Source organism: Oleiphilus sp. HI0043 (assembly GCF_001634935.1).
Genome location: NZ_LWEY01001643.1, coordinates 1 through 738, shown reverse-complemented (window position 1 = coordinate 738; position 738 = coordinate 1). Strand labels below are relative to the sequence as shown.

1 protein-coding gene is annotated in these 738 nt (G+C 45.0%); it reads left to right on the top strand.

The window, feature by feature from the left end; genetic code table 11:
* Positions 1–680 (top strand): DNA polymerase (locus A3729_RS24935; RefSeq protein ID WP_231877500.1); only part of this gene is annotated, 680 nt, incomplete at its 5' end.
* Positions 681–738 lie beyond the last annotated feature (58 nt).

The following is a 738-nucleotide window of genomic DNA, read 5'->3' as shown; positions in this document are numbered from 1 at the left end:
CAGCCGACTATTCGCAAATAGAACTGAGAATTATGGCGCACTTGTCTCAAGATAAGGGCTTGTTGGAGGCATTTGCTCAAGGAGAAGACGTACACCGTGCGACTGCTGCAGAAGTCTTCGATGTTTCTGTTGAAGAGGTGAGTGCTGATCAGCGCCGCAAAGCCAAAGCCATTAACTTTGGTTTGATTTACGGTATGTCGGCATTTGGTTTGGCGAAGCAAATCAATGTATCTCGAAAAGAAGCAGCGCAATATATTGATCGTTATTTCGAACGTTACCCAGGTGTACTTGAGTACATGGATAGAATCCGGGCTCAAGCACATGATGATGGTTATGTCGAAACCGTTTTTGGTCGTCGTTTATATCTTCCTGAGATAAATGCTCGAAATAAAATGCTTCAGCAAGCAGCAGAGCGGACGGCGATTAATGCACCAATGCAAGGTACGGCGGCAGATATTATCAAAAAGGCGATGATAAAGGTCGATGCCGCACTTGAAGGTGCTGGTCTTGACGCAAAAATGATTATGCAGGTGCATGATGAATTGGTGGTTGAAGTCGCTGAGGGCCAGGTTGAAGGTGTCAAAGCTTTACTGATTGAAAATATGATGTCTGCCGCAGATCTTGATGTTCCGCTTATTGTTGAGGCTGAAGTAGGTGACAATTGGGATCAGGCGCATTAATGAGTGACTCCCAACGCATACTTGAATCGTTGCTTAAGAACGATACAAAGCTTTGGCA